This is a genomic window from Vibrio sp. RE88 (assembly GCF_013113835.1).
Classification (GTDB): domain Bacteria; phylum Pseudomonadota; class Gammaproteobacteria; order Enterobacterales; family Vibrionaceae; genus Vibrio.
On the sequence record NZ_VTYQ01000013.1, the window covers coordinates 82,140 to 107,927 of the forward strand.

A 25,788-nucleotide genomic window follows, 5' to 3' on the forward strand; every position below is an offset into this window, starting at 1 on the left:
CCTATATCTTTAATTAATCTATTATAGCTGGCGCAACCTTATCACTTTTTGCGTGAATGGATAATGAATGTTGAAGGCAAAACGTGAGTTTTTGCACATCGGATTAGATTTAAGACAGCATATGCTGATTAGCCCAAGCAATGGCTTGGACACGATTCTTAACCGACAGTTTTTTGAAGATCTGATAAAGGTGGGACTTAACGGTAAACTCACTAATAAACAGATCTTCTGCGATCTGCATATTGGATGCCCCAGTTTTTAAACATCGTAGAATCTGAATTTCACGCGAGGTTAAGTCCACGGTGGCTGGCGCCGTCTGGCTAAGTACGACGTGACGATAATAATGCAGTAGCTGAGCCGCGACTTTGCGGGGTAACCAGTTTTGACTGTTGATGATCTCACCACAACCTTTGGCGATGGCGTCAATAGAGTCATCTTGATAAAACAATCCTTTTAAGTTGCCGAAGCACAATAGCTCTTCTGTTGTGAGCCTTTTTTCTACATTAAAGATGATGGTTTCAAACATTTTGTTCGATAAAGGCAAGTCACGGATTTGATTATTAAGCTTTTTGTAGTTGTCATGATCAATCATCAAAATCTTATGCTTATGTTGCTGCATGGCAAGCATCAGCTCGTTCGGCTCAATATGGGGAATATCAATGCCAAGCTGTTTCTCGATTTGGTGGATAAAGTGGTTGCTTTTAGAGCTGTCTTCACAGAGGAAGTATATGGTTCTGGTGTAGATGTTTTTAGTCATAAGGTTCTTCATTCGGTTTAATTAGGAATGCTGGCAGATTGAATGAGAATTCTGACGGGTGCGAGTTTGGTTTACAGGATTGCGTTCAATTTCATATTAGCTGGTAACTATTAAATCTATCACTCAATCAATAGGTTGAATTTACTCGAAAATAATTTTGCTTTGAGTGGGGGGAACGAGTTTGTGAACTCATTGTGTGGATTGCAATTTGTTCACAGACTAAAGCGTGTTATCCTAATGCGCTATTTTTAGATCAATACAGAATTTTAGACGGAGCGAATCATGGCGAGCCGTGGAGTCAACAAAGTTATTTTAGTCGGTAATCTGGGATCAGATCCGGAAGTACGTTATATGCCAAGCGGTGGCGCCGTAGCAAACATCACGATTGCGACGTCTGAAAGCTGGCGTGATAAAGCAACAGGTGAGCAGCGCGAAAAAACAGAATGGCACCGTGTGTCTCTGTTTGGCAAGCTGGCTGAAGTTGCGGGTGAGTACCTGCGCAAAGGTTCTCAGGTTTATATCGAAGGTCAACTACAGACCCGTAAATGGCAAGACCAGAATGGTCAGGACCGTTATAGCACTGAAGTTGTGGTACAAGGGTTCAATGGTGTTATGCAGATGCTAGGTGGTCGTGCTCAAGGCGGCGCACCGGGTCAATCGATGGGCCAACCTCAGCAGCAAGGTGGTTGGGGTCAACCTCAGCAGCCAGCAATGCAACAAAGCCAACCTGCTCAGGCTCAGCAACCTTACTCTCAGCCTCAACAGCAGAACCAGAATCAGCCTCAGTATAATGAGCCACCGATGGATTTTGATGACGATATCCCATTCTAACTCATTGAATCCTGAAAAAAGCCGCGAATTTCGCGGCTTTTTTATATAGTTAAAAAAACAGACTAATCAGTTAGTAGTATCTCGACCTAGGTACTCTGGCTGAGCATGGATACAGCACAATCTATTTCAAGAAAGGAATTCTGCTTATATGAGGTATACGCCCACCTTAAAACTGAGCACTCGCCTAGTTGCGTTTGTCACCGTTATAGTGACCAGTGCGATGTTCATCCTATTTTTGGGTGGGACACTGTCTTTCAAGCGCTTAGGGCAAGAGTATCTCGATCATTCTCTCCAAGGAATTGTTGAGGTACTGGATAAAGAGATGGAAGACCCTGATGCCGCCTATTCCTTGCAACGTTGGATGCCTAAGATGCTTCAGGCTTCCAATATTGTTGAGATGAAACTGCTGTCAGATAGCGGGGTGATATACCGTTATAAGGATACTTCGTCGAAAGTCGACAAAGCGCTTCTTTATGATGTGGAATATCAACTTGAGCGTAATGTTGGTTATCGCCTGCAGTTTAAAGCGGTACCTCCCTATATTGGCTATGGCTATTCCCTTGAAGCTTTGTGGTCGATCACTTTGGCGGTGGCATTGATCATCTTTTGCTTGATGCGAGGTGTGAAATGGCTAAAAGAGCAGTTGGCAGGGTCTGAGCTCCTTGAGGAGCGAGGACGAATGATCTTGGCTGGAAGAGTGGAAGAATACGCCAAGGGCGATGTCAAAGAATGGCCATACACAGCCAGCGAAGCGTTGGATTGCCTGATAGAGGAGCTGCAGGACGCTCGCCAAGAACGAAGTCGTTTTGATACCTTCATTCGCACACAAACCTTTCTCGACCAATTGACTGGCACAGCAAACCGCGTTTTGTTTGACAGTAAGCTTGAAGCTGCATTGTCAGAGCATGGCTCGCATGGCGGTGTATTGCTACTGAGAATTGATGACTGGGATCAGCTACAAGAAGAGTCGGGTAAGTCTGTCGCTGATGATTTTGTGGTCGACATTGGTGACAACCTGAATAATATTATTCAGCGCTACCCTGACGTTATTCTTTCACGCTATTACGAATCAGATTTTGCCATTTTTGCTCCTCATTTAAGCAGTAAAGATATTTCACAAATAGCAGTGAATAGCTTAAAGCAACTGACGAAATTGTCTCCACCCAATCCATTAGATAAAGAAAACTGGGTGCATATTGGTATTAGTATGTATCGGGAAGGTGAAAGTCAGGGGCGTATTTTAGATGAAGCAGAAACCGCACTCAAAAGCGCACAGTTACAACGAGTCAATACTTGGAATAAATTTAACAAGCTTGTCACACATGAGGATGAGCGAGGCAGTGTGCGTTGGCGTACTCTATTCGATTTAGTGCTAAAGCCTGAAAAGCTCTATATATACCATCAGCCTTGTTATTTATTAGACTCTCACCGAGATCGAATGTTTGAACATTCTGAGCTGTTTGTGCGTATTAATGATCCTGATAAAGGTTTAATAAAAGCGTCACGATTTAACTCAGCAATAGAATCGGTTGGTTATGAGTCGATTCTTGATCGTGCTGTTTTTTCGACGGTCGTCAAATTTTTGAAAGTCTCAAAGAAAAGAATATGTTACTCTGTAAATCTTCACGTTGTGCCGTTTTCTGACCGAGATTATCTGAAATGGTTTCGCTACGAACTACTACAATTGACAGCAGAGCAACGAAAATTATTAATTTTTGAATTTGCAGAAGCAAGATTAGTAAAACACTTGGATTATATGCGCCCGGTAATAAAAATGATTTCCGGATTAGGATGTAGGGTTTCAGTGGGCCAAGCTGGGCGATCAATTGTCAGTACACATTATTTAAAAGATCTACCTGTCGATTTTTTAAAATTGCATAGGAGCTTGGTAAAGCAAATAGATCAGCGAGATGAAAACCAGCTATTTGTACGCAGCCTGTTAGGTGCTTGTGAAGGACTTAAAACTCAAGTTATTGCCGTTGGTGTCGACAATAAACAAGAGTATAAAACGATGCTGGCTTTAGGAGTACAAGGTGTTCAAGGACGTTATTTTCAGTCCGAACAACAGTTATTACCTGAAGTTGAAACTGAGAAAAAAGTCATGGCGACCAGTAAAGTGCAGATCGGTCGTCGTAATCGATGGCGAAAAGTTAGTAGTAAATGAACATTCAGTCTTTGATCGAAAAGCTTAAGCACAACAAAAAAGTCGGCCATAAACTGACCGTCGTTGTTCAGCCCGGTGAATTGTATTTTTCAGCGTTGGCTGAGTACGCGCTGCCGTCGAAGGTGGTGGTCGAAGGTGGTGCTTGGCAAGAGACGCTACTGAAAACATTGAAGCAGGCTAAATTGCCTGAGATTCACCTCGATATCGTTCTCAATTCTAAGTTTTATCAAACCTATCAAATCGATAAGCCTAATATTCCTGAAGCTGAGTTAGCGGGTGCTTTACCGTTTTTACTCAAAGACCTAATCAGCGAAAAAGTGACGGACATTGTTGCGGATGCGGCCCAGCTTCCTGTCGGTAATAAACTTCAAGTTTATGTCGCGCCTAAAAGCCTGATCATAGGGTTACAGCAGCAGTTGTCTGCCCATCATATCCAACTTAATCGTGTTTTAGTTGAAGATGAAGTCTGGGGTGTGTCGGCAGGTGAGCTTTCTCATTTCCTGCTGCTACAGAGAAGTAAACAAAGTAGCTTCCGAGTGAGAGCTTTTGTTGACCATCACTGTGCGTTTCAACGAACCATTCGAGGGGTTGCATCTCCGTTAACAGGTGTTGCCACCAGCGTTCTTCAGCTTGATGGTATTGCATTAGAACTGCAACGATCAATTGACTACCTATCGTCTCAGCTGCGTGGTGCCTCTCTCCATCAGATGAAGGTTTGCTGTGATGAAGAAGATCAACAAGAGCTGGTGGAGGCATTAGGCGAACGTCTAAGCGTTAAAGTCGCTGGGTTAAATGAGGATGACCGAGAATCAGGCGATATTCTGATTGAATTTTCAGCTCAACTGGGCGAGCAAGCGGTCAATCTCTATCCGGATTCACTTAAGCCGAAGAAGGAAAACTTTACCCTTGCTAATGTCATGTTTGCTTGGGGGGCGGTAGCGGTTATTTTACTGACCTCATTTGCTTACCTCCATTTTCAGCAAACCCAACTCGAGCAAGAGCTTGAAGATTTTCAGAACCAGCAGAAAGAGTTTGAGCAGCAGTTGGCAAGTTTGAATGAACGTTTGGCCAAGCATAAGCCATCCGCAGCCAAAGTTGCCGCAGTGGCGAGACTAAAACTGGATATTCAGGCTAAACGCGCTTCATTAAAAGCTGTTGATGAATTTGATGACTCCCAACAGATGGGATACTCAGGAGTGATGCGTGCGCTAGCTGAATTAGGCCGGGAAGACATCTCGCTAAATCATATCTTTATTGATGCGAATACCATGGATTTACAGGGGCTAGCGCGAGAAGCAAAAGCCATCCCAAACTGGGTCAATCAATTCCAGTCGGAAGTCAATTTAGTTGGGCGGACATTTGAAAAGCTACGTATTGGTCGCAACGATGACGACATTGTGACGTTTGAACTTATCACTAAGCAGGAGCCGAAATAATGCAACAGCTATGGCTTCAACTAAACGATAAATTTCAAACTCTGAGCTTGCGAGAGAAATGGCTGCTTACACTTTGTGGCTTGGTGGTTCTCAGCATCGCACTTCTAATTTGGTTGATCGAGCCGTCGATGAAAGCAAATCATGCATTATCTGGCCAGCTCAGCTCAACTAAGCAGACGGTTCAACGCTTAGAAGGCGATGTTTTAGTTGCTACGGCAAAACTGAATAAAGATCCTAATCAAAATATTAACCTTGAATATGAGAAGCTGCTGACGGAAAGCCAGCAACTGTCAGAGCAATTAGCGCAGATCATTGAAAGCCTGATTTCCCCAAGTCAAATGGCGCGTTTACTGGAAGATGTATTAGCAGGCACAAAAGGCCTCAAACTAGTTTCATTGGAATCTATGACTGCGGAACCCATTACGGGGGGAGCCGACAATCAGACGCGGACTGGGTATTACTTGCACCCAGTGAGGCTAGAATTAACGGGGAGCTATTTCTCCATTCTCACTTACCTCAACACACTAGAGTCTCTACCTGTCAATTATTACTGGAGGAGTTTCAGTTATACCGTCGAAACATACCCTACCGCACGGCTGGTGCTGGAAGTGTACACATTGGGCACAAGACAGGAGTTCATCGGTGGTTAGATTATTACTTGTGATTGTCGTGAGCTTTTCAGCTGTGGCCAGTGCATCTCAGGATCCAACGGCTCCACTTGGTTGGCAAAAGCCTCGGGAGGCTAAGCCGGCAACTAAGATTGTTCAACAACCAGTACCTATGCTGCAAAGTATTGTTTGTCGAGATGCTGGGCACTGTCGAGCGGTGTTAAACAATCAGGTCGCTTTAGTCGGTGAAACGGTGAATGGTTATAAAGTGAATAGTATTGAGCCGGAACTGGTCAGGCTCTCTCGAGCAGGCAAGCAGTGGGAATTAGAGCTTTTTACTCTGGATATAAAACAATAAGGTTATTGGAATCGTATGCGTAAACTCGTTGTAGCAATGACTGTTGCATCATTAGTGGGTTGTTCAATGGGCCATCGAGAGCCTGTTGAAGCTAAAGATGCGCTGAATGAAGCGATAAATCAGTCAGGCAGTCGCAGTCTGGATGAGCTTCCGCCTTCTGTCGAGGCAGACCTAATGCCAGAGTTGGATGGTGGTCTCGCTGCCCTAGAAACCGTAAAGCGTTTTCGAATTCAAGCGAATGATGTTGAAGCCAAAGCCTTTTTTGCCAGTTTGGTAAGAGGCACTGAATTTAGTGTCGCACTGCATCCAGAGGTGTCCGGCAACATTACCGTTAATTTGACGGATGTGACTTTAGATGAAGTCCTATCTGTCGTACGTGATTTATACGGCTACCAAATTGAAAAAACCGGCAAAGTGATTCAGGTTTATCCTGCAGGGCTAAGAACAGTAACCATTCCGGTCGATTATTTGCAGTTCAAGCGTAGTGGTCGCTCATTAACCTCGATTACTACAGGGACCATCACTAACAGCAGTTCATCGAGCTCGTCATCTTCTAGCTCCGATTCAGATACGTCCGGCACTGGCAGTTCGAATACCAGTTCATCTAAGGGTGGTACGGAAATTGAGACCACTAGTGAAAGTGATTTTTGGCCACAACTGGAACAAGCAGTGAGTCAGCTAATTGGTTCAGGCCAAGGACAGAGTGTCGTGATTACGCCACAAGCGGGTGTGATTACGGTTCGCGCATTCCCTGATGAAATTCGTGAAGTGCGAAGCTTTATTGGTGTCTCTCAGCAACGGTTACATCGCCAAGTGATTTTGGAAGCCAAGATTCTCGAAGTTACTTTGAGTGACGGATATCAACAAGGTATCGATTGGTCAAAAGCCTTCACATCGAACGGGACCAATTACACCATAGGTCAGGGAACACCGACGACAACCGGTACGCCAGCAACACTGCCAGGTTTGGATACTATTGGTACGTTGCTGGGCGGTCAGACAAATTTAGTGATTTCCAGTGGCAGTTTTGATGCGGTGATCAGTTTTATGGCCACTCAAGGTGACTTAAATGTACTTTCTAGTCCCCGTGTGACGGCGTCAAACAATCAGAAAGCAGTAATCAAAGTCGGTACCGACAGCTACTTCGTGACCGATTTCTCGACCAATGTTGATACAAGCAGCACAACATCTACCACGAGTACTGATATTGAGTTGACGCCATTCTTTTCGGGCATATCCCTTGATGTCACGCCGCAAATTGATAATGACGGCAGTGTTCTATTACATGTCCACCCAGCGGTGATTGACGTCACGGAAGAAAATAAAGAGATCACTAATGGCTCATCTACCGTTTCGTTGCCTCTAGCGACCAGCTCAATTCGTGAATCGGACTCGGTCATTCGTGCACAAGATGGTGATGTGGTAGTTATTGGTGGATTAATGAAATCCAATACGTTGGATAGAACATCCAAAGTTCCATTTTTAGGCGATGTTCCCGCCTTGGGGCACCTGTTCCGTAACACCACGCAATATACTGAAAAAACAGAATTAGTCATTCTACTGAAGCCGACAGTCGTTGGTGTGAATACGTGGCAGAAAGAAATTGAACGTTCACGAGATTTACTTCAGGAATGGTTCCCTGATGAGCAGTAGTAGATGTATTTGGAGCATTTTGGTTTAACTCAATTTCCTTTCCATCTGACCCCAAACACCGAGTTGTTTCTGGGGTTGGAGCCTCACTACGAGGCTATTCAAACCGTTCAGACGGCAATTGAAATGGGAGAGGGGCTGATAAAGGTGACTGGTGAAGTAGGCACTGGAAAAACCATGGTATGCCGGATTCTGGTCAATCAACTTGAACAAGATGTACAGCTGGTTTATTTGCCAAATCCAGCCCTTAATGGTGATGAGTTAAGACGAGCCATCGCGACCGAGTTAGCCGTTGACTCAGTGAATGCGACCAACTTAGTTGAAGAGATCCAAGCTAAACTTATTGAATTAGCTCGGCGTGGATTACAGGTTGTGCTGTTTGTTGATGAAGCTCAGGCGCTGAGTGATGAAGCTCTGGAAGTACTGCGCTTGTTTGGCAACTTAGAAACTGAATACAACAAGCTAATACAGATCGTTTTGTTTGGTCAGCCTGAACTGGATGAGAGATTAGAGCAACATCACCTTCGCCAGTTCCGCCAGCGTATAACCTTCAGTGCTCGATTAAGAACGCTGACGATAGCCGAGGTGGTCGCCTACATTGACAATCGATTAGAAAAGTCGGGCGGGGAGGATGGAATCTTTACTGTCAGCCAGAAAAAAGCGATTTGGAAAGCCAGCCGCGGGATTCCAAGGCTAGTGAATCAAATCTGTCACAAGTGCCTAGTGTTAGCGTGTAGCCAACGTAACTTGAGCGTCAATAATGAACAGCTGTTTAGCGCCATTCACGATACGTATGACAGCTGTAAACCGAAATTTAAAAGCCCGTTAATTTGGGGCTGGAGTTTATCATGAGTGCGATTAACAATGCGCTGTCTGAGCTGGCTAGTAACCATTCGCATAAGCCAGAGCAAGTTGTCAAAGCGCAAGTCAAGCCAGTTAAACAGCTCAAAGTCTTGCCTTGGGTGATCGGCAGCTTTGGGTTAAGTCTTGCTGTTGGCGGGTGGGCTCTTTCTTCGCAGTCTCCAGAACTGTCGCAACAGCCAGTCTCCGTCACTGTTGTTGAGCCAGCTATCCAAATAGCCTCCCCGACGTCTAAACCCTCTGAGAGTAGTGGCGTTATTTATAATCCTCAATCTCGCACCGTGAATAAGCCTACCAAACCTGCGCCTGTCATCGAGGAAGATGCTCAGGATCATCTACCTCAGCCTTTGCCAATAGCTGTGGCCAACGTTTCACAGAAACCAACTCAAGTTGCGCAAGGTGAGGTTGTTATTCAGCAAATTGAACTGTCACCGGCTCAGTTAGCAGAAAAGGCGGAAACAAGAGCCAAGAAAGCGCTTGATGATAACAACCTGAAAGAAGCGCTCGGTCATTATCAGGAAGCGCTTCGCTACGCGCCCAACAGCGTTAAGATTCGCCAGAAACTGTCGGCGTTGTATTACGGTAAAGGTGAAGCAAGAAAGGCGGTGGATATCCTGCGCAAAGGCATTCAACTTGATAAAGATGATACCGCGCTAAGAATGTCTCTAGCGAAATTGCTGATGAAAGAGAAGCAAAACGAAGCGGCGCTAACGGCTTTAGTCCACCTCCCGCAGCAAGTGCCGGTGGAATACTTGTCGTTGAGAGCAGCGCTAGCACAGAAATCTAAGCAAGACGACATTGCGCTCAGCAGCTACCAGAATTTAGTGTCAATGGAACCAGACAGTGGTCGCTGGTGGCTTGGATTAGGCATCCAACAGGAGCGTGCTTTGAACTTACCAGAGGCCGAAAAAGCTTATCAGCAGGCACTCACAAAATTAGGTTTATCCAGTCAATCGCAACAATTTATTCGCGATCGTTTATCGCTGATTAGTCGATTAGAGGAGCAACCAGATGCAAATTAAACTGAGAAAGCGTCTTGGTGACTTACTTGTCGAAGAAGGCATTATTACCGACTCTCAGGTCGAAGAGGCACTAGCCGCGCAAAAAAGCACGGGTCGAAAGCTGGGTGCCACTCTGATTGAGTTAGGCTTCTTAACTGAGCACCAGATGCTGACCTTCTTATCTCAGCAGCTTGATGTCCCTTTGATTGATCTTAGCCGAGCGAACGTTGACGTTGACGCTGTACAGCTCTTGCCTGAAGTTCATGCTCGTCGTCTGAGAACCTTAGTGATCGGTCGTCAAGGTGACACATTGAGGGTGGCAATGAGCGACCCTGCAGACTTGTTTGCTCAGGAAGCACTGCTTGGACAATTGCCTCAATACGGTATTGAATTTGTCATCGCGCCAGAGAAACAACTGGTTGACGGCTTCGATCGCTATTATCGACGTACCAAGGAGATCGCCTCATTTGCAGAGCAGTTGCAGGCAGAGCATCAGGTTACCGAAGCATTTGATTTTAATATTGAAGACGAAGACAGCGACGAAGTTACCGTTGTTAAGTTAATTAACTCATTGTTTGAAGACGCTATTCAGGTTGGTGCCTCAGATATCCATATTGAGCCTGATGCCAATGTATTGCGCTTACGTCAACGTATCGATGGGGTCCTGCATGAAACCCTACTGAATGAAGTCAATGTCGCTCCGGCCTTGGTGCTGCGCTTAAAGTTAATGGCGAATCTTGATATCTCGGAAAAACGTTTGCCACAGGATGGACGCTTTAACATTCGTGCTAAGGGCCAATCAGTCGATATTCGTATGTCGACGATGCCAGTCCAGCACGGCGAATCTGTAGTGATGCGTCTATTGAATCAGTCAACCGGCGTACGGAAATTGGAGCATTCCGGGATTCCTGAGCATCTGCTGCTTCGTCTCAGGCGCCAACTTCGCCGTCCTCACGGCATGATACTGGTCACCGGACCTACAGGTTCGGGTAAAACCACCACTCTTTATGGCGCGTTGAGTGAGCTTAATGAACCCGGTAAGAAAATCATTACCGCAGAAGATCCGGTGGAATATCGTTTACCTCGTGTTAACCAAGTCCAAGTAAATTCGAAAATTGATCTCGATTTTTCAACCATTCTCAGAACCTTCCTGCGTCAAGACCCGGATATTATTCTGGTTGGTGAGATGCGTGACCAAGAAACGGTAGAAATTGGTCTGCGTGCTGCACTGACGGGTCACTTAGTTTTGAGCACATTACACACTAACGATGCGGTGGATAGCGCTCTGAGGATGATGGATATGGGCGCACCAGGTTACCTTGTGGCCAGTGCAGTACGAGCTGTTGTTGCTCAGCGCTTGGTACGTAAAGTTTGCCCAGATTGTAAGACCAAAGATGAGGTAGATGATTCGCGTAGACAATGGTTAGCTCAGCGTTTTCCTAACCAAGAACATGCCGATTTTGTCAAAGGTCGTGGGTGTCAGAACTGCAACCTGACGGGCTATCAAGGGCGAATAGGTGTGTTTGAAATGCTCGAATTGGAACAGGACATGATGGATAAGCTTCGCGCCAACGATGCGGTAGGTTTTTCAATGGTAGCCCGCCAGTCTAAAAGCTATAAGCCGTTACTGGCTTCAGCCATGGAACTGGCTTTGCAAGGTGTGGTGAGTTTGGACGAAGTCATGAACCTTGGTGAAGGGGATGCTTCCGGCTCGGTTGAAGCCATCTACTTATAGGATGAATCATGCCAGTATTTAGCTATCAGGGACGAAATTTAGACGGTACTGCCGCTACTGGGCAGGTTGATGCGCCTAATGAAGAAGCGGCTGCTGAGTCTCTGATCAATAAAGGTGTCATTCCGACCTCTATTACTTTAGGCGGTGGTGGTCGCGCCTTTGAGTTTGATATCAGATCATTGCTTACACCTTCAATTCCGCTGGAAGTGCTGGTGATCTTTTGCCGTCAGTTGTATAGCCTGACGAAAGCGGGTGTCCCTTTACTGCGTTCCATGAAAGGCTTGACCCAAAACAGCGCCAACAAACAGCTAAAACAGGCCCTGGAAGAGGTTACCCAAGAACTAACCAACGGACGCAGCTTATCTGCGTCTATGCAGATGCATTCTAAGGTCTTTAGCCCGCTGTTTGTTTCCATGATCAATGTTGGGGAAAACACTGGTCGATTGGATCAGGCTCTGATGCAACTGGCCAATTATTATGAGCAGGAAGTGGAAACTCGCAAGCGCATCAAGACAGCAATGCGATACCCCACCTTTGTTATCAGTTTTATCGTTGTGGCTTTGTTCGTCCTCAACGTGAAAGTTATTCCGCAGTTTGCGAGTATGTTTGACCGTTTTGGTGTCGACTTACCATTACCAACGCGTATTCTCATCGCGACCTCCGAGTTTTTCGTCAACTACTGGGCGTTTATGTTGGCGGGTATTGTGAGCCTGATCTTTGCGTTCAAAGCTTGGGTGAGAACGGAAAAAGGCCAAGAAAAGTGGGATAAGTTCCGTTTACGCATGCCGATTATTGGTGATCTTGTTAATCGAGCACAGCTTTCCCGTTTTTCTCGCACCTTTGCCTTAATGTTGAAAGCTGGCGTGCCTTTGAATCAGTCATTGGCACTCTCAGCAGAAGCGCTAGAAAACAAGTACCTTGAGAATCGTTTGCTGGAAATGAAATCTTCGATTGAAGCTGGGGGAACCATTTCAACGACGGCGAGTAATAGCCAAGTGTTTACCCCCTTAGTACTGCAAATGCTGTCTGTGGGTGAGGAAACTGGACGAATTGATGAGCTATTACTTGAAGCGGCTGATTTTTATGATCGTGAAGTCGATTACGATTTGAAGACGCTGACAGCACGAATAGAGCCTATATTATTAGTAGTGGTTGCAGGCATGGTGTTAATACTGGCATTGGGTATTTTCCTGCCAATGTGGGGCATGTTAGACGCTATTCAAGGTTAATATGGCGAACAATATAGAGCGTTCAAGATTGGTACTCTGGCTGTTGGCTATTATTATTTTAATGATGAGTTTTGTTTTGGTGCTGGAGAAATTGGAAAAGGATGTCGATGATGCGGCCTTTTTACTTGCCAGTAAGAGGATTATAGAAAGAGCGAGTTTTTATAAACAGCAGTGGATGCTCAAAGGTCAGCAAGAAAGGTTGGCCATTGGAGAAGAAAACTTAACGTTTTCAAAGACTGGTTGGGTTTTGCCTGAGCATTCTGGAAATAGTAATCAGTGTGACTCATGGCTTGCGATATTATATCCAGAGCAGCGGATTATGGATTCAATTCCACTCAAGGTAGTTAATCGCTCTGAATTAAATAATTATCGATGTGACTATATTTACAATCAGGAAAAATCGATTCATATACAACTAGTAGATAATAAATTTACAGTGAGTGTCGGTTTCTCGGCAAAGTGATTTTATTGACATATTTGTGATGGCTATATCGTGGATATCTCGTATAATACGTTGTACTAAATAGCGAGTTTATAATTATGCATAATAAGCAGTTCGGTTTTTCGTTAGTTGAGCTTGTTGTTGTCATTGTCGTCGTCGGTTTACTGGCCGTTGCGGCTTTGCCACGCTTTTTAGATGTGACTGACGAAGCGAAGAAAGCCAGCGTTGAAGGCGTTGCTGGTGGTTTCGCGACTGGAGTGCTATCAGCACGCGCTCAGTGGGAGGCGGAAGCTCGTCCTTCAGTGACGGTGAGCGCAGAAACCTATAATACTGTCAATTATGATGGTGTGGATTTTTGGTTAACTCGTTCCAAGAACAGCAGTAATGCTGACACTGGCTTTCGAGATGGCTACCCGTTTGGGTTAAATACAGATAACACGAGTTTTCCGGCGAGTTTGACTGATCAGATTTGTATCGACTTGATGGGGAATCTATTACAAAACCCACCGAGTGTGGATACGGTGTCGAATGCCAACACCAACACGAATATAAAGTATTCAGCTCAGGCTGATGATTCTAATGACACTTGTACTTACATCCAGAAAGAAGGTGGTACGAATCATCAGTTTGTATATGAGATTAAAACCGGTCGTGTGACCGTGACATTGCAGTAATACTGCGGATTAACATAGAGAGATAGAGACTATGAAAAAACAAGGCGGTTTCACCCTAATCGAATTAGTGGTGGTGATTGTTATTCTAGGTATTCTGGCAGTAACTGCAGCACCTCGTTTTCTTAACTTGCAGGGAGATGCGCGTTCTGCTTCTTTACAAGGACTAAAAGGAGCCATCGATGGTGCAGCTGGTATCGTATACGGCAAGTCTGCAATAGAAGGTGAAGAAACGACTTCATCGGCACAGACTACCAATGGTATTGATACTGTATACGGGTACCCTGCTGCGGCAACCACTGGCATTGTAGCAGCAGTTACGGGCCTGAGCTCTGATTGGGACTCATTTGTATCAGGTTCTACGGTAGGCTCTAGACAGTTATTGGTAACATTTGAAGATAGTACCATCACTAATGCCGCCGGAATTGCAGCGACGAATTGTTATGTTACATACACAGAGGCTGCTAGCTCTGCCGCAACTTATGCGACTTCTACTACTTCTACAGGTTGTTAAATTTTTGAGGCCAGCTTTGCTGGCCTTTTCTTTGCTATGCTCATACCTAACCAACATCTAAATTCTTCTCAAAACCCACACAAATAACCCTCACTGATAGTTTTTCTAATTTATAATCAAATGAGAAAAATTAACTACTTAGGTATCTTATGAATGCTAAGCCTTGTCGAGGCTTTACGTTAATTGAACTCATTATGGTTATTGTGTTGCTTGCGGTAGTCTCAGTCTATGCCGCTAGTCGCTACGTGGGAAAAAGTAGCTTTGATGCACAATTAATGGAAGAAGCCGTTTTATCGTCTTTGCGGTTAACTCAGCTTAGAGCAATGAATCGAAACAGTTTATGCGGTCGTTGGATTGTTAGTGGAAATCAAGCGATTGATATGGCGGCATCTATAATGTCTGGCGCTTGTACAACAACGTTTCCTGCTAATACTAACGACAGTAGTTTTGTTGATGCTAATGAAGACGGCGTATCCTTAACGATTAGTTCGGGTGATTTTATTGACTTTGACAGTCTAGGTCGCCCTTCGCAGTGTTCAGCTAATGCTTGTACTGTGACTATTCAAGGCCAATCCGGAACCAGTCGATTTATCTGTATCAATTCAGAAGGTGGAATTTTTGCGAACCCGACAAGCTGCTAAACATAACGGTTTTTCGTTATTGGAGATGGTGATTGTGATTGTGCTTATTGGCATCGCGATTAGTGGTGTGTCGATTGCGCTATTTCCTAAAGGTAAGCAAAGTGCAGAGCAGGTATCGTCGGTTAAAGCGGCGGAGTTAGGTCGTGCGGTATTGGACGAAGTATTAGGTCGTAATTTTGATCAGAACTCGGGGCCGAATGGCGGTTTACCCGAATGTGTCATCGTTGCCGCCGTCGGCCGAGATTTATGTACTGATGCTGCTAGCCTCGGCCCAGACTCTGGAGAGACAAGTAAAACGCTGTACAACGATGTGGATGACTTTGATGGTCTCAACGGTGCCGTCCAAGATGTGCTGGGGGCGGATATCAGTGCTGAATATCAAGGTTATAACGTCGCCATCATTGTCTTCTATGAGCAGGACGTCAGTGGAACCATGCAAGGCATAGAATCGTCCACCATGACACACTATAAGCGAATTACCGTCACAATTACTGATCGACAGGGAAACACATATCCATTTGCAGCGACAAAAGGAAATTTTTGATGCGCGGTTTTACTCTGATTGAAATGGTTGTTTCCATTACTTTGTTAGGTATTGTTGGACTGTTTGTCGGCGAAGTGGTGCGTCAATCATTGGTGCTGTACTCAGATTCATCAAATCGTGAAGCCTTAATTCAGCAAGGGCGCTTTGCCACTGAAAGGTTACGTCGAGAAATTCGTGAAGCGATTCCAAATAGCGTAGTGGTAGCGAATAACTGCATTGAAATTCTACCGATAACGAACAGTGCCATATATATGGATCTTCCTACGGCTTCATCGGCTTCTTCGTCAATCAGAGTGCTCCCAGTGGTGAAAAGTATTGCTGCGGGCGAACGTATTGTGGTGTACCCAACCGATAGTACTGAACTGAGAGAAGATGTAGATGGTTCAGGCCAAACCGCTCAAGTCAGTACCACTGTCGATTTCGCTGCCAGTGGTGCGATGACGTCTATGGTGGATGTTGACCTGACAGTGAGCACCGGTTTTACGACATTGAGCCCAGCAGACCGTCTTTATTTCTACCGAGAGCCAGTCGCATTTTGCTTAGTTGGTAATGAGCTACTGCGGTATTCCGGCTATGATCTAGATAGAGCGACTTTAACTCCAGCATTATTAGGTACTGGTGTTAGGGTGGCTGGAAACCTTAATCAGGTCAATTTTGTTGTCGCAGATCCACAGTTGCAACGTAATGGCCTGGTCAAAATGGAGCTGACCTTCGTCGGTAATGGAGAGCAGGTTAGATTTGATCATGACGCACTTATCTACAACACGCCGTAGGCAGCAAGGGAGCGGTTTGCTGCTGGTCATTTTCATCATTGTTGTAGTGGTGGGGTTTATCGCGGCGATTGCCAATCGAAACCAAGAACGCAGTAGTGATCAACTGATTGCTGCGGTGATTGGAACAAGAGCGGAAATGGCCGCACGCTCTGCAGCTCAGATAGAGATCAGTCGCTTCTATCAAACCGATACAGATGGCAGCTGTCAGCTTGGTGCTCAACAAACTATTAACTTTAACGGAGTCGGTTTATCTCAATGTTCGGCGTCGGTTACCTGTACCTCTTTGGGTACATTGGATAACAATGTTGAGGTGTTTCAATTAGTTTCCACTGGAAGTTGCGTGGTTGGAGATTGGCAATTGCAAAGAGTGATAGAAGTTGGAGTGCGAAATGATGCCTAGGTTGATTTTAATCTTAGTAGCCGTGTTGGCTACTCCAACTTTTGCTCAAGAGTATGTCCTATCTGAGACTCCCTCTGAGCGTATCTTCCCCCCGTGTTCGGGGAGTTGGTCTGCGACATTTGGCTCTGGCACGGATACATATACGTGTCAAAGCGGTAAAGTCACTTTATCTTCTAATGACACCATTCGCGCTACCGATAATTCGATATTAGACGCCGATGATGGCTTTAGTTTCGATGGTGGTAACACGGTCGGTAATGCTACTTATACCATTGACCTTGAAGCAAGCTATGGCTCATTCGATTGGTCAGAAAGTAACAATAAGCTTTATGGGCGCTTTGATGCCAACAGCAGTGCAGTGTCGCTTAAAGATGTTGAAATGACCGGTGGGATTATCACTGGCGGTGATGTGGTTCTTGAAGACAGTAACATCGGTGGTGCAGTTCGTTCGAATAACAATAAAGTTGAGCTTAAAGGGACAGAAGTCACGGGCAGTGTTTATGCCAATGGTGATATCAATATTGAAGAATCTTCTAAAGTCACAGGCAGCGTGACGACTCCAAATAATAAAGTGACAGTAAAGGATTCTGAAGTTACTGGCGATATAACTTCTAATGGTGATATTACCATTGAAGATTCCAGTATCGTCGGTGACTTAACCACACCTAACAATAAAGTCATCGTTAAGGATTCAGACGTTTATGGTGATGTGAGCGCTAATGGTGAAATTACGATTGAAGATTCTGTTGTTATTGGTGACCTGACTAGCACCAACAACCATATTAAGCTCGAAGACGGATCGGAAATTGTCGGGGACGTGACAGCTGGGCAACCCAACTGGGGAACAGTATTTGTCAATGATGGCAGTACAGTAGAAGGCACCTGTTTGTACCAAGAATCTCCAGCGAATTCTTGTGGAGTCGACCCTTTGCCTGACCCTGTGGCTAAATATCATCTTGAGGAATCTACTTGGAGTGGTACCGCTAACGAAGTCAAAGATGAGTCGGGTAACAATTTACACGGCCGGGCGATTAACGGTGCTTTAACGGCGACATCAACGCCAGCTCTACCTGCGATTGATAGCCTAGGTACTTGTGGCTATGGCTATTTTGAACATGACAACAACCAATATGTTGAAGTAGCTGACAACAGTTTACTGGATATTGGCAGTAGGTTGACCGTGTCAGCTTGGATATATCCAACCAGCTCTCCAAACTCAGGAGGCCTGCACAGCATTATTTCTAAAGACACCAATTTTGAATTCCACTTGGATAGTAATCGTCGCTTGTTCTGGTGGTGGCAAGAAAGCAATGGTACCACGCGCACATTAACGAGTACTGTACAAATTCCTTTGAACGAATGGACTTTCGTTACTATTCGTTATCGAAATCAAAATACACGCGCGCAGATTTATATCAATGGTGAACGCAAAGGAGCTTACAGCTCCAATTTAAATCGCCAACTCCGTACAAATTCAAACCCACTACAGATTGGTCAGGATCAAAACGTATCTGGCCGAGCATTTGATGGCGCTATCGATGAAGTTCAGATTTTTGATCAGTATTTAACGCCTCAACAGATACGCCAGCTCTATCGTCAGCGTCATACCTGTAGCAATACACCAACATTGCAGTGTTTTAGTGATGATTTTAGCTCAGGTTCCCTTTCTAACCTCTGGGTGACGTCGACCAGTAGCGGGTCTTTCCAACCAGGCATTGTCAGTAGTCGCTTACGCTTTACCCAAGCGGTGCAAAATCAGGCGACTTCGTCAACTTATCAGCGTCTATTCCCCGCCAAAGACAACTTGGTTGAAATAGAGTTTGATCATTTTGCCTACAACGGTTCAGGTGCGGATGGTATTGGTGTTGTGCTTTCAGACGCATTGGTTACTCCAAGAGCAGGCGCATTTGGTGGGCCTCTAGGTTATGGCTTTAAACCTAATGAGTCCGGATTTGCTGGTGGTTGGCTCGGTGTGGGTATTGATGAATATGGTAACTTCTCCAATGAAGGCGGGCAGGGTAGTGACCCAGGACGGCGACGCCAGTCGGTAGCATTGCGTGGTTCCGGCGTGGATGAAACGGGCTATCGTTATCTAGCTGGTGCGTGTAACAATGGCCAAACTAACCAGAATGGTAACTGTTTGTCGCCAACAGTTGATAACAATAATTCTGGTGCGGTGCATCGTTATAAGATCGTGGTGGATTCTCGGATCACAAATGAATCGCAGGTGGAAATTTCACGTAAGATCGGTAACGGTAGCTGGCAGTCTATTGTCGGGCCAATCAATGTCTTAGATAGTCAATACAACCAAGCTGCGGTGCCAGATGACTTCTTGCTCTCAATTACAGGTTCTACCGGCAGTGTGACCAATATCCACGAGATTGATAACTTCCAGGTTTGTGCGCTGCAATCACGCCCTATAGAAGATCAAATCGATCATTTTCGTCTGACGCATTCTGGCCAAGAGCCGACTTGTAACGCAGAAGAGGTCACCATCACCGCATGTACAAACTCAAGTTGTACAGAGCAGTATCAGGGTTCTGTCACGGCAACGTTGTCGCCAGCGACGGTCTCTGGAGGAGGGGGATGGGTAGGCGGAAACGTGAAAACTTTCTCTGGCGGCTCAGGGACTTTCTCTATCAGAAAGAACCAGCCGGGGACTTTAACCTTGGGTGTGACGGGCTCTACACCTCCTGCGAGACCATTCTCGACCAACTTATGTGACGACGGTAGTGGTTTCAGTGCAGACAACTGTGATGTGGTTTTTTCTGATAGTGGCTTTGTGATTGATGTACCTGACAAGTATGCTGCTGAGTCTGTCACTGCTACGATTAAAGCCGTTAAACAGGGTGATAGCGCCACTCAGTGTGTACCTAGCTTTGCCAATGTGACCAAGAGTGTTGACCTTTGGAGTCAATATCTTGACCCAGTCGCTGGTGTAGATCTGATTGGTAACCCTAAGGTTTCCGTAGAGAGCACAGAGATTGGAACTAGTGAGGCTGGGTCAACCAACTTCAATCTGGCCTTTGATAGCAGCGGTCAAGCTTCTGTTGCGCTTAATTATGATGATGCGGGGCACATGCAGCTCAATGCAAAATTTAATGGTACTGGCGATGAGCAAGGATTAGAGCTAACCGGAAGTTCAAATTTTGTTAGTTTTCCGAAGTACCTGACCGCAACGGCTGAAAATACGTCTGGTGGAACAGGTATTTGTAGCAGCGCTGACACTAGCTGTAGTGTTTTCGCCAAAGCAGGAGGGAACTTTACTCTTAAGGTGACGGCTTATAATCAAGATGATGAAGTGGCACCTAACTACAAGCACAGTGGGATGACACTCGGACATAGTCTGGTTGAACCTTCAACAGGTAGTGCAGGGAGTGTCAGCGCCACCTCTTACAACCATGTTCCGATTTTGAATGGCACCAATAGTGTTACGCAATCGGTCTCTGAAGTTGGGGTGTTTAATTTTACCGCCACTCCGCCAAGTTCGTTCTATGGTAAATCTACTAAGGCCATTACTTTAGGTTCTACGGGGAATATCGGGCGCTTTACTCCGGCGTATTTTGAGCTTCCGGCGACGTCTACTGATATTCTGAATACACCAGTGCTGCTGGGGGCTTGTTCTCAATCACCGAAGTTTAGCTACATTGGCCAATCTTTTGGTTATTCAACTAACCCTGTGTTGACGCTAAATCCTAGAGCCGCTGGTGGCTCACCTATTGTTAACTATGTTATCGGTGATTGGTGGCGCTACAGTAATAACTGGGGAAGCCGCAACTACATTGCAGATAATGGTCTGACGATGGCTCTCGACACTGACGCCTCACCGAGTGTGACAAGAACACCTGCGACAGGCAGTACCATGGTGTTAGAAAATGAGATGATTTTGTACACCAAGGAAACGACGCCAATCAATCCTTTCACTGCTAGCTTCCAGCTGGTATTAACTGCGAGTGATGTGACTGATTCCGATGGCGTTTGTTTGAAGTCCAATGATTCAGGTGCTTGCCAAGGTATCAACTTTGATGACGTGGACGGAACGATGGCCCTTCGTTGGGGGCGTTTGCTTATCAATGACACTTATGGCTCTGAGATAGCTACGGTGAGGCAGAGAGTGGAATTGCAACACTATCAAAGCAATCGCTTTGAAACCAATACCGATGACTCATGCACCAGCTTTGGGGCTATTGGGAACTTTGTATTCACATCAGGGGAATATACGGTTGTAACTAACGGTAGCCCTACTCAGCCAGAGGTCAATGCGTCACTAGTTTCTGCTACCGCGAGCAGTGGAGAATCTTGGATAGAGTTCACTCCACCTGGGGCTGGCAGTACTGGAACGATTACAACTTCTCTCAATGTGAATTCTTTGTTTCCTTGGCTACGAGATGATGAAGATGGCAATGGTGGTTTTGAAAATTCCACTTCAGGACTGACACAATTTGGTCTATACCGAGGGAGTGATCGGGTCATTTGGTGGAGCGAACAGAATTAGAGACAACGAGATTTTTTCGACTTTCGTTAGGAATCTGTTAGAAATTGCGGGTTTCAGCCCATGTTTATAGTTCAATGCCTTGCTGATACGGCAAGGCATTGGTACATTTAGTGCAATTTTCTATCTTCTAATTCTTTCAGGACGAGCGAAGAATATGTTCAAAAAACTTCGTGGCATATTTTCTAATGATCTATCAATCGATTTAGGTACTGCCAACACTCTTATCTACGTCAAGGGACAGGGTATTGTCCTAGACGAGCCTTCAGTAGTCGCTATCCGTCAGGATCGTAACAGAGCAGGCAAAAGTGTCGCTGCTGTCGGCCATGCCGCAAAACAAATGCTGGGTCGTACTCCAGGTAACATCTCGGCAATTCGTCCTATGAAAGACGGTGTGATTGCAGACTTCTACGTTACCGAAAAAATGCTGCAACACTTCATTAAGCAAGTGCATGACAACAGTGTTCTTAAGCCAAGCCCTCGTGTTTTGGTATGTGTACCTTGTGGCTCAACTCAGGTTGAGCGTCGTGCTATTCGTGAGTCTGCACTTGGTGCTGGTGCGCGTGAAGTGTATTTGATCGATGAGCCAATGGCTGCAGCAATCGGTGCTGGCCTACGTGTTTCTGAGCCTACCGGTTCTATGGTCGTTGATATAGGTGGTGGTACTACGGAAGTCGCGGTTATCTCGCTAAACGGCGTGGTTTACTCATCTTCAGTACGTATTGGTGGTGACCGCTTTGATGAAGCGATCATCAACTATGTTCGTCGTAACTACGGCAGTTTGATTGGTGAAGCAACAGCTGAAAAGATCAAACACGAGATTGGTTCTGCTTACCCAGGTGATGAAGTTGAAGAAATTGAAGTACGTGGCCGTAACCTTGCTGAAGGTGTACCGCGTAGCTTTAGCCTAAATTCCAATGAAATCCTTGAAGCGCTGCAAGAGCCACTGACTGGTATCGTTTCAGCTGTGATGGTTGCGCTGGAACAATGTCCACCAGAACTTGCGTCTGATATTTCAGAAAACGGTATGGTTCTTACAGGTGGCGGCGCGCTATTGAAAGATCTTGATCGTCTTCTAACGGAAGAAACTGGTATTCCAGTGGTTATCGCGGAAGATCCACTGACATGTGTAGCACGTGGCGGCGGTAAAGCTCTAGAAATGATCGACATGCACGGTGGCGATCTATTCAGCGAAGAATAATCGAATTGGCCTAGCAAATCGCTAGGCTATTTCGAGCGATTAAGGAACTCATACTCAATGAAGCCGATTTTTGGCCGAGGACCTTCACTTCAATTACGCCTGTTTTTCGCAGTCATTATATCAGCCAGCCTTATGCTGGCTGATAGTCGTTTAGGCGCATTTGCTCAGGTACGTTACTTACTCAACAGCATGGTCGCCCCGATTCAGTATTTGGCTGATGTCCCTCGCACCATGTTTGATGGGGTCTATGAGCGCTTCAATATTCGCAAAGACTTTATGGAGAGCAACCATCAGCTTAAGCGTGAAATCTTGCGCCTGAAGAATGATATGTTGCTGTTGGATCAGTATCGCGAAGAAAACCAGCGCCTGCGTAAACTGCTGGGTTCCTCGTTTGTACGAGATGAGCGCAAAGTAGTCACTGAAGTGATGGCCGTGGATACATCACCATATCGTCAGCAAGTAGTCATTGATAAAGGCCAAATAGATGGCGTTTATGTCGGCCAGCCTGTGGCGAACGAAAAAGGGATTGTTGGTCAGGTAACCTTTGTTTCCGCCCACAACAGCCGTGTGCTGCTACTTACAGATAGCCAGAGTGCTATCCCTGTTCAGGTGATTCGTAATGACATCCGTGTTATCGCGTCAGGCAACAGCAAGATAGACAGAATCAACTTAGATCATATTCCGATCAGTCTTGATATTCAGGAAGATGATCTGCTGGTTACTTCCGGATTGGGGGGAGTGTACCCAGAAGGCTATCCAGTGGCGCACGTAGTGAATGTTGTCCGCGATACTGCGCGTGAATTCGCAGCGATAGAAGCTGAACCAGTCGTCGATTTTGAACGCCTGCGTTATCTACTTCTCATCTGGCCAAATGACTCTCGTCAGGACAAGATTCAACAGGCATTACCAAGTAATATGCAAGAGGTAAACGGTAATGGCGAATAGTGTGTTCAAAGGCAAGATGGTTATTGTCTTTTCGTTTTTAATAGCCTTGACCCTTCAGACCATTCCATGGCCTGGTGTATTGGATGTACTAAGACCTTCTTGGCTGTTTCTGGTGGTCTGTTACTGGGTGCTGGCATTGCCACATCGAGTCAATGTCGGTACTGCTTTGATACTGGGCTTACTGTGGGACTTATTGCTTGGTTCCACCTTGGGTATCCGTGGCATGATGATGTCGATTGTCGTTTACCTCGTGGCACTTAATTTCTTGGTGCTGAGGAATATGGCCCTTTGGCAGCAAGCGATGCTGATCGGCTTACTGTCTATGGTTTTGGATGTTCTGATTTTCTCAGGTGAATATCTGATACAGGACATTACATTTAATCTGCTGTCTCTGTGGAGTGGCTTGATAAACTGCATTCTGTGGCCGTGGCTGTTCCTATTGATGCGTAGAGTCAGACGACATTGGCATGTAAGGTAATTGATGATGAAAAAGTTGGTGTTGGCGTCAGGTTCACCGAGACGCAAAGAACTGCTATCACAATTGGGTCATTCATTTACTGTTATTCGAACTGATGTCGAAGAAAGTCAATCGTCAGATGAGAATCCAAAGCAGTACGTCGCACGCCTGTCTAAAGATAAAGCGTTAGCAGGGTTAGCGCTTGCAAGTGAAGCTGTCGTTATTGGCTCAGATACCATCGTTGTTTGTGATAACACCGTTCTGGAAAAGCCTGACGATCTGGAACATGCTAAACAGATGCTGATGTCGCTGTCAGATCGCTGCCATCAGGTGATGACAGCAGTGACAGTGGTCAATAAAGAACAACAAGAAACTGTAGTGGTGACTACAGACGTATGGTTTAAACCTTTGTCAGAAAACGAGATAGAACAATATTGGCATACGGGTGAACCATGCGACAAAGCTGGTAGCTATGGAATCCAGGGTATTGGAGGCCGTTTCGTAACGCGTATTGAGGGCAGCTATCATGCTGTGGTAGGCCTCCCATTATTCGAAACGGACCAGCTCTTGCACAAATTCTTATAATTTAAAATTTTGAGGTGCGCCGATGAGTGCAGAGTTGCTAATCAACGTGACCCCGAGTGAAACTCGCGTGGCCATGATTGAAGGGGGAACCCTACAAGAGATCCATGTGGAACGTGAAGCAAAGCGCGGTATTGTCGGCAATATATACAAAGGTAAAGTCAGCCGAGTCCTACCGGGGATGCAAGCGGCATTTGTTGATATTGGCTTAGACAAAGCGGCATTTCTTCATGCTTCTGACATTGTACCTCACACCGAGTGTGTGGCAGAGAATGAGAAACAACAGTTTCAAGTCAGAGACATTTCAGAGCTGGTTCGCCAAGGACAAGACATTGTCGTCCAGGTGGTGAAAGACCCGCTTGGCACCAAAGGCGCACGCCTGACCACAGACATCACCTTACCTTCCCGCTACTTGGTCTTTATGCCAGGGGCGAGTCATGTCGGTGTCTCACAACGTATTGAGAGCGAAGAAGAACGTAATCGCCTGAAAAAAGTCGTTGGTCACTACTGTGATGAAGATGGCGGTTTTATTATCCGGACTGCAGCTGAAGGCGCGGATGATACCGAGCTATCTCAAGATGCTGCTTTTCTAAAACGACTCTGGTCAAAGGTTAATGAGCGTCGTTCTAAGTACAAAACACGCTCGACACTTTATGGCGAACTCGGGTTATCACAACGCATTCTTCGTGACTTTGTCGGTACTGAACTAACCAAAATACTGGTTGATTCTCGCTTGGAATTTGAAAACCTCAAAGAATTCACCTCAGAATACGTCCCAGAGCTGACGAGCAAACTGGAGTTATACGAAGGTGATAAGCCAATCTTCGATATGTACGACACAGAGAACGAAATTCAACGCTCTCTGGAACGTAAAGTGGAACTTAAGTCAGGTGGCTATTTGATCATCGATCAAACTGAAGCCATGACGACAGTCGACATAAACACGGGTGCATTCGTCGGTCGTCGAAATCTTGAAGAAACCATATTCAATACCAATGTTGAAGCAACTCAGGCTATCGCACGCCAACTGCGTCTGCGTAATCTGGGTGGTATTATCATTATTGATTTCATTGACATGTTGTCAGAAGAGCACCGTAAGCGTGTGCTTACTTCACTAGAAGCGGCCCTCGACAAAGACAGAGTAAAGACCAATATTAACGGCTTCACCCAGCTGGGTTTGGTCGAAATGACACGTAAGCGAACGCGCGAAAGTATTGAACATATCCTATGTTCTACTTGTCCAACTTGTGAGGGGCGCGGAAGTGTCAAAACGGTTGAATCTGTTTGTTATGAGATTCTTCGTGAAATCACCAGAGTTAACCGAGCGTATGAGGCGGATAAATTTGTGGTGTATGCTTCCCCTTCTGTCGCGGATGCCTTGCAAGGCGATGAGTCGCACGCATTGGCAGAACTCGAAGTCTTTATTGGCAAGCAGGTCAAAGTTCAGGCAGAGCCTCTTTATATTCAAGAGCAATTTGACGTTGTCATGATGTAGG

At 45.6% G+C, this 25,788-nt stretch carries 24 protein-coding genes; 23 read left to right on the forward strand and 1 reads right to left on the reverse strand.

Annotated features, from left to right (window positions below; translation table 11 throughout):
- Nucleotides 1–109: 109 nt before the first annotated feature.
- Complete coding sequence (locus F0265_RS22035) at nucleotides 110–757, reverse strand: LuxR C-terminal-related transcriptional regulator (protein WP_171750369.1); 648 nt, start codon at nucleotides 755–757, stop codon at nucleotides 110–112.
- Between the two features lie 282 nt (nucleotides 758–1,039).
- On the opposite strand from F0265_RS22035, the gene F0265_RS22040 reads away from it, so the two are divergent.
- The 23 genes from F0265_RS22040 (at nucleotide 1,040) to rng (ending at nucleotide 25,787) form a co-directional block, all read left to right on the forward strand.
- Nucleotides 1,040–1,588 carry a single-stranded DNA-binding protein gene (locus F0265_RS22040; RefSeq protein WP_006958299.1) on the forward strand — a complete coding sequence of 183 codons (549 nt, stop codon included), beginning with the start codon at nucleotides 1,040–1,042 and terminating at the stop codon, nucleotides 1,586–1,588.
- 148 nt (nucleotides 1,589–1,736) lie between these two features.
- On the forward strand, nucleotides 1,737–3,752 hold the full coding sequence (csrD, locus tag F0265_RS22045; RefSeq protein WP_171750370.1) for an RNase E specificity factor CsrD: 2,016 nt from the start codon (nucleotides 1,737–1,739) through the stop codon (nucleotides 3,750–3,752).
- Nucleotides 3,749–5,188 carry an MSHA biogenesis protein MshI gene (locus F0265_RS22050; RefSeq protein ID WP_171750371.1) on the forward strand — a complete coding sequence of 480 codons (1,440 nt, stop codon included), beginning with the start codon at nucleotides 3,749–3,751 and terminating at the stop codon, nucleotides 5,186–5,188. Before csrD ends, F0265_RS22050 begins: the two co-directional genes overlap by 4 nt.
- On the forward strand, nucleotides 5,188–5,838 hold the full coding sequence (pilO, locus tag F0265_RS22055; protein WP_171750372.1) for a type 4a pilus biogenesis protein PilO: 651 nt from the start codon (nucleotides 5,188–5,190) through the stop codon (nucleotides 5,836–5,838). The genes F0265_RS22050 and pilO overlap by 1 nt, the downstream gene beginning before the upstream one ends.
- A complete protein-coding gene (locus F0265_RS22060; RefSeq protein WP_171750373.1) occupies nucleotides 5,831–6,154 on the forward strand; it encodes an MSHA biogenesis protein MshK in 324 nt (107 codons plus the stop codon). Before pilO ends, F0265_RS22060 begins: the two co-directional genes overlap by 8 nt.
- A gap of 15 nt (nucleotides 6,155–6,169) precedes the next feature.
- Nucleotides 6,170–7,807, forward strand: coding sequence for a pilus (MSHA type) biogenesis protein MshL (gene mshL / locus F0265_RS22065; protein WP_171750374.1), 1,638 nt, complete (start codon nucleotides 6,170–6,172; stop codon nucleotides 7,805–7,807).
- A gap of 3 nt (nucleotides 7,808–7,810) precedes the next feature.
- Nucleotides 7,811–8,656 carry an AAA family ATPase gene (locus F0265_RS22070; protein WP_171750375.1) on the forward strand — a complete coding sequence of 282 codons (846 nt, stop codon included), beginning with the start codon at nucleotides 7,811–7,813 and terminating at the stop codon, nucleotides 8,654–8,656.
- A complete protein-coding gene (locus F0265_RS22075) occupies nucleotides 8,653–9,687 on the forward strand; it encodes a tetratricopeptide repeat protein (RefSeq protein ID WP_171750376.1) in 1,035 nt (344 codons plus the stop codon). The genes F0265_RS22070 and F0265_RS22075 overlap by 4 nt, the downstream gene beginning before the upstream one ends.
- A complete protein-coding gene (locus F0265_RS22080; RefSeq protein ID WP_171750377.1) occupies nucleotides 9,677–11,401 on the forward strand; it encodes a GspE/PulE family protein in 1,725 nt (574 codons plus the stop codon). Before F0265_RS22075 ends, F0265_RS22080 begins: the two co-directional genes overlap by 11 nt.
- Before the next feature lie 8 nt (nucleotides 11,402–11,409).
- On the forward strand, nucleotides 11,410–12,630 hold the full coding sequence (locus tag F0265_RS22085) for a type II secretion system F family protein (protein ID WP_171750378.1): 1,221 nt from the start codon (nucleotides 11,410–11,412) through the stop codon (nucleotides 12,628–12,630).
- Between the two features lies 1 nt (nucleotide 12,631).
- Nucleotides 12,632–13,093 (forward strand): MSHA biogenesis protein MshF, encoded by a 462-nt coding sequence (locus F0265_RS22090; RefSeq protein ID WP_171750379.1) that lies wholly within the window; start codon nucleotides 12,632–12,634, stop codon nucleotides 13,091–13,093.
- A gap of 77 nt (nucleotides 13,094–13,170) precedes the next feature.
- Nucleotides 13,171–13,746 carry a prepilin-type N-terminal cleavage/methylation domain-containing protein gene (locus F0265_RS22095; RefSeq protein WP_171750380.1) on the forward strand — a complete coding sequence of 192 codons (576 nt, stop codon included), beginning with the start codon at nucleotides 13,171–13,173 and terminating at the stop codon, nucleotides 13,744–13,746.
- A gap of 31 nt (nucleotides 13,747–13,777) precedes the next feature.
- Nucleotides 13,778–14,257: a prepilin-type N-terminal cleavage/methylation domain-containing protein gene (locus tag F0265_RS22100; RefSeq protein WP_171750381.1), complete on the forward strand. Its 480-nt coding sequence runs from the start codon at nucleotides 13,778–13,780 to the stop codon at nucleotides 14,255–14,257.
- 149 nt (nucleotides 14,258–14,406) lie between these two features.
- Nucleotides 14,407–14,898, forward strand: a complete 492-nt coding sequence (locus tag F0265_RS22105; RefSeq protein ID WP_171750382.1) for a type II secretion system protein — start codon at nucleotides 14,407–14,409, stop codon at nucleotides 14,896–14,898.
- Nucleotides 14,876–15,442, forward strand: a complete 567-nt coding sequence (locus tag F0265_RS22110) for a type II secretion system protein (protein ID WP_171750383.1) — start codon at nucleotides 14,876–14,878, stop codon at nucleotides 15,440–15,442. The genes F0265_RS22105 and F0265_RS22110 overlap by 23 nt, the downstream gene beginning before the upstream one ends.
- A complete protein-coding gene (locus F0265_RS22115; RefSeq protein WP_171750384.1) occupies nucleotides 15,439–16,215 on the forward strand; it encodes a prepilin-type N-terminal cleavage/methylation domain-containing protein in 777 nt (258 codons plus the stop codon). Before F0265_RS22110 ends, F0265_RS22115 begins: the two co-directional genes overlap by 4 nt.
- Nucleotides 16,187–16,615, forward strand: coding sequence for an MSHA biogenesis protein MshP (locus tag F0265_RS22120; protein ID WP_171750385.1), 429 nt, complete (start codon nucleotides 16,187–16,189; stop codon nucleotides 16,613–16,615). The genes F0265_RS22115 and F0265_RS22120 overlap by 29 nt, the downstream gene beginning before the upstream one ends.
- Entirely contained in the window at nucleotides 16,605–21,110 is a 4,506-nt protein-coding gene (locus tag F0265_RS22125) for a DUF6701 domain-containing protein (protein WP_171750386.1), read from the forward strand. The genes F0265_RS22120 and F0265_RS22125 overlap by 11 nt, the downstream gene beginning before the upstream one ends.
- A 154-nt stretch (nucleotides 21,111–21,264) precedes the next feature.
- Nucleotides 21,265–22,308, forward strand: a complete 1,044-nt coding sequence (locus F0265_RS22130) for a rod shape-determining protein (protein ID WP_004747218.1) — start codon at nucleotides 21,265–21,267, stop codon at nucleotides 22,306–22,308.
- A 57-nt stretch (nucleotides 22,309–22,365) separates the two neighbouring features.
- A complete protein-coding gene (gene mreC / locus F0265_RS22135) occupies nucleotides 22,366–23,253 on the forward strand; it encodes a rod shape-determining protein MreC (protein WP_095561756.1) in 888 nt (295 codons plus the stop codon).
- Complete coding sequence (gene mreD / locus F0265_RS22140) at nucleotides 23,243–23,731, forward strand: rod shape-determining protein MreD (RefSeq protein ID WP_021456107.1); 489 nt, start codon at nucleotides 23,243–23,245, stop codon at nucleotides 23,729–23,731. Before mreC ends, mreD begins: the two co-directional genes overlap by 11 nt.
- A 3-nt stretch (nucleotides 23,732–23,734) precedes the next feature.
- The gene (locus tag F0265_RS22145; RefSeq protein WP_301338246.1) at nucleotides 23,735–24,295 is read left to right on the forward strand and encodes a Maf family protein; all 561 of its coding nucleotides are present in this window, start codon (nucleotides 23,735–23,737) and stop codon (nucleotides 24,293–24,295) included.
- 22 nt (nucleotides 24,296–24,317) lie between these two features.
- The gene (rng, locus tag F0265_RS22150; RefSeq protein WP_006958278.1) at nucleotides 24,318–25,787 is read left to right on the forward strand and encodes a ribonuclease G; all 1,470 of its coding nucleotides are present in this window, start codon (nucleotides 24,318–24,320) and stop codon (nucleotides 25,785–25,787) included.
- Nucleotide 25,788: the final 1 nt, after the last annotated feature.

Coding starts and splice junctions, on each gene's coding strand:
- F0265_RS22035 (WP_171750369.1), bottom strand. CDS start 757: ATGACTAAAAACATCTACACCAGAACCATATACTTCCTCTGTGAAGAC.
- F0265_RS22040 (WP_006958299.1), top strand. CDS start 1,040: ATGGCGAGCCGTGGAGTCAACAAAGTTATTTTAGTCGGTAATCTGGGA.
- csrD (WP_171750370.1), top strand. CDS start 1,737: ATGAGGTATACGCCCACCTTAAAACTGAGCACTCGCCTAGTTGCGTTT.
- F0265_RS22050 (WP_171750371.1), top strand. CDS start 3,749: ATGAACATTCAGTCTTTGATCGAAAAGCTTAAGCACAACAAAAAAGTC.
- pilO (WP_171750372.1), top strand. CDS start 5,188: ATGCAACAGCTATGGCTTCAACTAAACGATAAATTTCAAACTCTGAGC.
- mshL (WP_171750374.1), top strand. CDS start 6,170: ATGCGTAAACTCGTTGTAGCAATGACTGTTGCATCATTAGTGGGTTGT.
- F0265_RS22070 (WP_171750375.1), top strand. CDS start 7,811: ATGTATTTGGAGCATTTTGGTTTAACTCAATTTCCTTTCCATCTGACC.
- F0265_RS22075 (WP_171750376.1), top strand. CDS start 8,653: ATGAGTGCGATTAACAATGCGCTGTCTGAGCTGGCTAGTAACCATTCG.
- F0265_RS22080 (WP_171750377.1), top strand. CDS start 9,677: ATGCAAATTAAACTGAGAAAGCGTCTTGGTGACTTACTTGTCGAAGAA.
- F0265_RS22085 (WP_171750378.1), top strand. CDS start 11,410: ATGCCAGTATTTAGCTATCAGGGACGAAATTTAGACGGTACTGCCGCT.
- F0265_RS22090 (WP_171750379.1), top strand. CDS start 12,632: ATGGCGAACAATATAGAGCGTTCAAGATTGGTACTCTGGCTGTTGGCT.
- F0265_RS22095 (WP_171750380.1), top strand. CDS start 13,171: ATGCATAATAAGCAGTTCGGTTTTTCGTTAGTTGAGCTTGTTGTTGTC.
- F0265_RS22100 (WP_171750381.1), top strand. CDS start 13,778: ATGAAAAAACAAGGCGGTTTCACCCTAATCGAATTAGTGGTGGTGATT.
- F0265_RS22105 (WP_171750382.1), top strand. CDS start 14,407: ATGAATGCTAAGCCTTGTCGAGGCTTTACGTTAATTGAACTCATTATG.
- F0265_RS22120 (WP_171750385.1), top strand. CDS start 16,187: ATGACGCACTTATCTACAACACGCCGTAGGCAGCAAGGGAGCGGTTTG.
- F0265_RS22125 (WP_171750386.1), top strand. CDS start 16,605: ATGATGCCTAGGTTGATTTTAATCTTAGTAGCCGTGTTGGCTACTCCA.
- F0265_RS22130 (WP_004747218.1), top strand. CDS start 21,265: ATGTTCAAAAAACTTCGTGGCATATTTTCTAATGATCTATCAATCGAT.
- mreC (WP_095561756.1), top strand. CDS start 22,366: ATGAAGCCGATTTTTGGCCGAGGACCTTCACTTCAATTACGCCTGTTT.
- mreD (WP_021456107.1), top strand. CDS start 23,243: ATGGCGAATAGTGTGTTCAAAGGCAAGATGGTTATTGTCTTTTCGTTT.
- F0265_RS22145 (WP_301338246.1), top strand. CDS start 23,735: ATGATGAAAAAGTTGGTGTTGGCGTCAGGTTCACCGAGACGCAAAGAA.
- rng (WP_006958278.1), top strand. CDS start 24,318: ATGAGTGCAGAGTTGCTAATCAACGTGACCCCGAGTGAAACTCGCGTG.